At 63.7% G+C, this 6,222-nt stretch carries 5 protein-coding genes; 4 read left to right on the forward strand and 1 reads right to left on the reverse strand.

Annotated features, from left to right (window positions below; all coding sequences use genetic code 11):
- Window positions 1-93 precede the first annotated feature (93 nt).
- From OC610_RS18990 to codA, 3 genes are all read left to right on the forward strand, one after another.
- Window positions 94-909 carry an alpha/beta fold hydrolase gene (locus tag OC610_RS18990; protein ID WP_264429830.1) on the forward strand — a complete coding sequence of 272 codons (816 nt, stop codon included), beginning with the start codon at window positions 94-96 and terminating at the stop codon, window positions 907-909.
- Window positions 910-1,199: 290 nt separating this feature from the next.
- A complete protein-coding gene (gene codB / locus OC610_RS18995) occupies window positions 1,200-2,471 on the forward strand; it encodes a cytosine permease (RefSeq protein ID WP_264429832.1) in 1,272 nt (423 codons plus the stop codon).
- A gap of 12 nt (window positions 2,472-2,483) precedes the next feature.
- The gene (gene codA, locus OC610_RS19000) at window positions 2,484-3,731 is read left to right on the forward strand and encodes a cytosine deaminase (protein WP_249873969.1); all 1,248 of its coding nucleotides are present in this window, start codon (window positions 2,484-2,486) and stop codon (window positions 3,729-3,731) included.
- Window positions 3,732-3,870: 139 nt separating this feature from the next.
- Here codA and OC610_RS19005 read toward each other — a convergent pair whose 3' ends face one another.
- Window positions 3,871-4,908, reverse strand: a complete 1,038-nt coding sequence (locus OC610_RS19005) for a diaminopimelate epimerase (RefSeq protein ID WP_264429834.1) — start codon at window positions 4,906-4,908, stop codon at window positions 3,871-3,873.
- A gap of 179 nt (window positions 4,909-5,087) precedes the next feature.
- Between OC610_RS19005 and OC610_RS19010 the strand changes: the two genes are divergently transcribed.
- Window positions 5,088-6,222, forward strand: a 1,135-nt coding sequence (locus OC610_RS19010; protein ID WP_264429835.1) for an MFS transporter, incomplete at its 3' end; no start/stop codon positions are given.

Below are 6,222 nucleotides of genomic sequence, written 5' to 3' on the forward strand. Positions count from 1 at the left end.
GCGGGAGCAAGCTCCCTCGCCACAAGGGTGTCCCTGCTGAATCTCATTGGCCTATGCTTGATCCCCTGAGCCATTTTCAGTGGAGTATCAAGCATGACCAACTGGCCGCTGGATCAGGTCTACGACTTCGACGGACATCCAGTCCGCTACGCCATCCACGGCGACGGCCCGCCGCTGGTGTTTGTCCACGGCACGCCGTTTTCTTCCTATGTGTGGCACCGGATCGCCCCGCTCTTCTTCGCCACGCACACAGTGCACTACTTCGACCTGCTGGGGTATGGCCAGTCCGCGCAGCCGGACGCCGACGTGTCCCTCGGCATACAGAACCAACTGCTCGCCCAACTGCTGGAACACTGGAAGCTGGAACGCCCCGACGTGGTGGCCCATGACTTCGGCGGCGCCACCGCGCTGCGTACGCATCTCCTCGATGGGAAAGATTACCGAAGCCTGACACTGATCGACCCGGTGGCCCTGTCACCGTGGGGTTCGCCTTTTGTCCAGCATGTACGCCAGCATGAAGCGGCGTTCAGCGGCCTGCCCGACTACATCCAGCGCGCGATTGTGCCGACCTATATCCGCGGCGCGATCAAGCGGGATATTCCCGATGAAGAGTTGGCGCCCTACGTGCAGCCGTGGCTTGGCGAGCCGGGGCAGGCGGCGTTCTATCGGCAGATTGCGCAGATGGACGAGTGCTACACCCGCGAGGTCGAAGGGCTGTACCCGAGCGTACGCTGCCCGACCCAGATATTGTGGGGCGAAGATGACCAGTGGATTCCCATCGAGCGCGGTCGGACGTTGCACGGGATGATTCCGGGGGCGCTGTTTCAGCCCGTTCCGAACGCTGGACACTTGGTGCAAGAAGATGCGCCGGAAGCCATCGTCGCGGCAGTTATGCGGTTCCTGACGTGACTTCCCTCGATGCAAGCACGGCGCATTCCCCTGTGGGAGCGAGCCTGCTCGCGAAAGCGGTGTGTCAGGTCCAGATACATTGACTGACACACCTTCGCGAGCAAGCCCGCTCCCACAAGGTAACCGCATACACATCAAGAGCTGTGTTCCAACTTGAATCACCACCGCACCGCTTTTGTTCCTCGCAGCACGCCCAACCCACAAATTGACTATAAATAACCGGCACTCACCCGCTTGGCACGGCCGCTGCACGCTTGCGACTTTCCCTCCCCTACGCAAGGACCGCCACAATGACTCAGAACGATCCGGGCAACGACTATCCCTTGAGCGAAGTCCCGATGAGCGCTCGCAAGGGCTTGGCCTCCACGGCCATGGTGCTGCTGGGCTTCACGTTTTTCACCGCCACCATGTTTGCCGGCGGCAAGCTGGGCGTGGCGTTCGGTTTTGCCGAGATGCTCACAGTCATCGTCATCGGCAATCTGCTGCTGGGCCTTTATGCCGCGGGCCTGGGTTATATCGCCTTCAAGAGTGGGCTCAATTCGGTGCTGATGGGCCGTTTCTGTTTTGGCGAGGTGGGCAGCAAGCTCAGCGACTTGATCCTCGGCTTGACCCAAATCGGCTGGTACGCCTGGGGCACGGCCACCGCGGCGGTGGTGCTGGGCAAGTATTTCGAACTGGGCCAGGGGACGGTGCTGGGGCTGATGGTGCTGTTCGGGTTGGGGTTCTGCGCCACGGCGTATATCGGCTATCGCGGACTGGAGATCCTCTCATACGTCGCCGTACCAGCCATGCTATTGCTGCTGATGCTCTCGATGTGGGTCGCGACGCAAAAAGTCGGCGGCCTCGACGGGCTGCTGGCGGTCGTGCCCACGGGTAACCTGGACTGGTCGACCGCGATCACGCTGGTCTTCGGCACGTTCGTCAGTGGCGCCACCCAGGCGACCAATTGGACGCGGTTTTCCCGCTCGGCGAAGGTCGCGGTGCTGGCGAGCCTGATCGGCTTTTTCCTGGGCAATGGCCTGATGGTTCTGATCGGCGCCTACGGGGCCATCGTCTACCAACAGCCTGACGTGGTCGAAGTGTTGCTGTTGCAGGGCTTCGCCATGGCTGCGATGGCGATGTTGCTGCTCAACATCTGGAGCACCCAGGACAACACCATCTACAACTTCGCCGTGGCCGGCTGCAACCTGCTGCGCACCCGTCGGCGCAAGGCCGTCACCCTGGCCGGCGCGGTGATCGGCACGCTGCTGGCGCTGCTGGGCATGTACGACATGCTGGTGCCTTATCTGATTCTGCTCGGCACGGTCATCCCGCCGATTGGCGGGGTGATCATGGCCGATTTCTTTTTCCGCTGGCGCGGTCGTTACCCGCGCCTGGCAGAGACGCAGCTTCCAGCGTTCAACTGGCCCGGGCTGTGCGCCTATGGCGTTGGCACCGTGGCCGCTTTCAACGCGCCATGGATCGCACCACTGGTAGGAATCGCCGCCGGCGCGCTAACGTATGTGCTATTGATCGGCGTAACCGGCACTCGCACCGCTGACGCGCCCCTACAAGACCTCTAAAGGACTCGCCCGATGCACATCATCAACGCCCGCCTGCGCAATCGCGAAGGCTTGCATGAACTGCACCTGGAAAACGGCCTGATCGCCAGCATCGCCCGCCAGACCGAGGCCCCGAGCCTGGGGCCCGAAGACATTGACGCCGGCGGCAACCTGGTCGTGCCGCCCTTTGTCGAGCCGCACATTCACCTGGACGCCACGCTGACCGCTGGCGAACCGCGCTGGAACATGAGTGGCACGCTGTTCGAGGGCATCGAGTGCTGGGGCGAACGCAAGGCCACCATCACCCACGAAGACACCAAGACCCGCGCCCGGAAAACCCTCCAGGCTCTGGCGGCCCATGGCATCCAACATGTGCGCACCCACGTCGACGTGACCGATCCCGCACTCACCGCCCTCAAGGCAATGCTCGAAGTGCGCGAGGAGAGCCGTCACTTGGTCGACATGCAGATCGTCGCGTTTCCCCAGGAAGGCATCGAGTCTTACCGCAACGGCCGCGAGCTGATGGAAGAAGCGATCCGCATGGGCGCCGACGTGGTGGGCGGCATTCCGCATTTCGAGTACACCCGCGACCAGGGCGTCAGTTCGGTGAAATTCCTCATGGACCTGGCCGAGCGCACCGGCTGCCTGGTGGACGTGCATTGCGACGAAACCGACGACCCGCACTCGCGCTTTCTCGAAGTGCTCGCCGAAGAAGCCCGCAGCCGCGACATGGGCGCCCGCGTCACCGCCAGCCACACCACCGCCATGGGCTCCTACGACAACGCCTATTGCGCCAAGCTGTTCCGCCTGCTCGGGCATTCAGGCATCAGCTTCGTGTCGTGCCCGACCGAAAGCATTCACCTGCAGGGACGCTTCGACAATTTCCCCAAGCGCCGCGGCGTCACGCGGGTCAATGAACTGCTCGAAGCCGGGATGAACGTGTGCTTCGGCCAGGATTCCATCGTCGATCCGTGGTACCCGCTGGGCAACGGCAATATCCTGCGAGTGCTCGAAGCCGGCCTGCATATCTGCCACATGCTCGGCTATCGCAACCTGCAAAGCGCCCTGGACCTGGTCACCGACAACAGCGCCAAGGCCATGGCACTGGGCGAGCGCTACGGGCTGGAGCCTGGCCGTCCGGCGAACCTGCTGGTCCTCTCGGCCGACAGCGACTACGAAGTGATCCGCAGCCAGGGCCTGCCGCTCTACTCGATTCGCAACGGTGAAGTGTTGATGAAGCGGCAGATGCCGGTGGTGGAGTTCGGGCCGCAGCTGGGCTGAAATCTCCAATACCTGTGGGAGCGAGCTTGCTCCGGGCGGCGATCCGACGATAGCGGTCTGTCAGTTGACAGCGATGTGACCGACCGGGCGCTATCGCGAGCAAGCTCGCTCCCACAGTAGATATTCGGCGGGCGCAAAATCAGTGCACGACTGAGGTCCCCTGTGGGAGCGAGCTTGCTCGCGATGGGGTCATTGGCCGCGCCGCACCAAACAACCTCACCCGCATCAGCTCCCCCGCCTCATCTTCCAGCAGGATCGGCGCAATGCCGCCCGGCATCACCACCCTGACCACTCCCGCTTTCACCCAACCCACCCGCCACGCAGCACTCGCCACCGCGCTGGCGCTGGTGCCCGACGACGCGGTAGGACCTTCGCCTCGCTCGAACACCCGGGCGGCGATTCGTCCTTCGGCTTCAAGCCACGCCCATTGCAGATTGACCCCTGCCAGACAAGGATTCCCCGCCCCGCCCGGCGCCGCATAGGCAATGTCGGTCAGGACCCGCGACAGGGCCGGCGCGCGCATCTGCGCAAGGCTGGGCAACGCCGCCGCATCATCGAGCAAAGTCACACAGTGAGGATTGCCGATGCGCACGAACTGGCTGTAGCCCCACGCCGTATTCAATGCATGGAGCGCCGGCACACGGCTCACTTCCCAGGGACCGAATATCACCTCTTCGATACCTTGGGCAGCCACGGCCCGGGGTCCGAACAGCGGTGCGCCCAGGTCCAACCAGAAACCCTGGACACCTTCGAATTCAGCAGCGCGAACCGACGTCTGCACCGGTGAAACGCCTTCAGGTTTGTCGTGATGAACCTGCAGCAGACATTCACCGTCGCCCACCAGCAAACCTTGCTCCTGCAGGGCCAGGGAGAAAATCGTCAAGCCATTGCCGCTGCGCTCGGCCAGCGTCCCATCAGTATTGACGATCAACAGATCAAACGGCGGTGCGTCCTGGAACGGGCCGATCAGCAGGCCGTCACTGCGATGGGCCTTGGCCTCCGGCGGTGCTTCGCCCGGCGCCCATGCACAAAAAGCCTGCACGGCGGCGGCGCTCCAGGTTTCGCGGGTTTGGGCAGCCTGGGCGGCAGACGATGGCAGGTCGATCCCCTGGGCACGGACCTGCCGTGGCGAAACGACGCCATAGATATTGCCGCGTGCATCATAGAACTGTGTCATGGACTAACCCGGATCGGCCAGCAAGGGCCGCTACTGTATGTCGGCGAAGGCTGCCGGGCAAACCTCGCCGGCCACCCTGGCATTCGCGTCGGCACCTTGAGGTCGCAGTGAGGTCAGTGGATATGCAAGCATAGGCGCCTGCTCGCAACACCGTACCGCACGAAAGCCAAGGATGTTTCATGACCGCGATTACCCCTCCCCCTACCTTCGTTCCAGGCCGCCTGGAACAGATGTCCACCCGCATCGCCTACCTCATTGCCGGGATCGGCATCGCCGCCTGGGCGCCGCTGGTGCCTTACGCCAAGGTGCGGGCGAACCTGGACGAAGGCACCCTGGGGTTGCTGCTGCTGTGCCTCGGGGTAGGGTCGATCCTGGCGATGCCGATTTCCGGAGCCCTGGCGACACGGTTCGGCTGCCGCCGGGTGCTCAGTGGCGGCACGCTTTTGGTCTGCCTGGCGTTGCCGTTGTTGGCGACGATGAGTTCCCTGCCGTGGCTGGTGACGGCGTTGTTTTTGTTCGGCGCCGGGCTCGGCACCGTGGACTCCACCGTGAACCTGCAAGCAGTCATCGTCGAGCGCGCCAGCGGCAAGACCATGATGTCGGGTTTCCACGGCATGTTCAGCCTCGGCGGGATCATTGGCGCGGCCGGCGTCAGTGCGCTGCTCGGCCTCGGGCTTTCGCCGCTGGCGGCGACGCTGGCGGTCAATGCCGTGCTGTTGGTGGCGCTGTTCAAGGCGGCGCCGCACCTGCTGCCCTACGGCAGTGAAAGCTCGGGACCGGCGTTTGCCATTCCCCATGGCGTGGTGCTGTTTATCGGCATCCTGTGCTTCATCGTATTCCTGGCCGAAGGCGCGGTGCTGGACTGGAGCGCCGTATTCCTGGCTAGCGAGCGCGCGGTGGATACCGCCTATGCCGGGTTGGGTTATGCCGCGTTTGCCTTGACCATGACCGTCGGCCGGCTGACCGGCGATTCGGTGGTGCATCGCCTGGGCGCCAAGCGCGTGATCATCTACGGCGGGTCGATCGCGGCGGCGGGTTTCCTGATGGCGACCGTCGCGCCGATGTGGCAAGCCGCGCTGCTGGGCTACGCGTTGGTCGGCGCGGGGTGTTCGAACATCGTGCCGGTGCTGTACACCGCCGTCGGCAAACAGACACTGATGCCCGAAGCCATCGCCGTGCCAGCCATTACCACCATCGGTTACGCCGGCATTCTTGCGGGTCCGGCATTGATCGGGTTTGTTGCCCATGGCAGTAGTTTGAGTCTTGCGTTCGGGTTGATTGCGCTGTCGTTGGTGGCGGTGGCGTTTAGCGGGA

The sequence above is a fragment of the Pseudomonas agronomica genome (genome assembly GCF_025917275.1).
GTDB classification, from domain to species: Bacteria; Pseudomonadota; Gammaproteobacteria; order Pseudomonadales; family Pseudomonadaceae; genus Aquipseudomonas; species Aquipseudomonas agronomica.

Coding starts and splice junctions, on each gene's coding strand:
- OC610_RS18990 (WP_264429830.1), top strand. CDS start 94: ATGACCAACTGGCCGCTGGATCAGGTCTACGACTTCGACGGACATCCA.
- codB (WP_264429832.1), top strand. CDS start 1,200: ATGACTCAGAACGATCCGGGCAACGACTATCCCTTGAGCGAAGTCCCG.
- codA (WP_249873969.1), top strand. CDS start 2,484: ATGCACATCATCAACGCCCGCCTGCGCAATCGCGAAGGCTTGCATGAA.
- OC610_RS19005 (WP_264429834.1), bottom strand. CDS start 4,908: ATGACACAGTTCTATGATGCACGCGGCAATATCTATGGCGTCGTTTCG.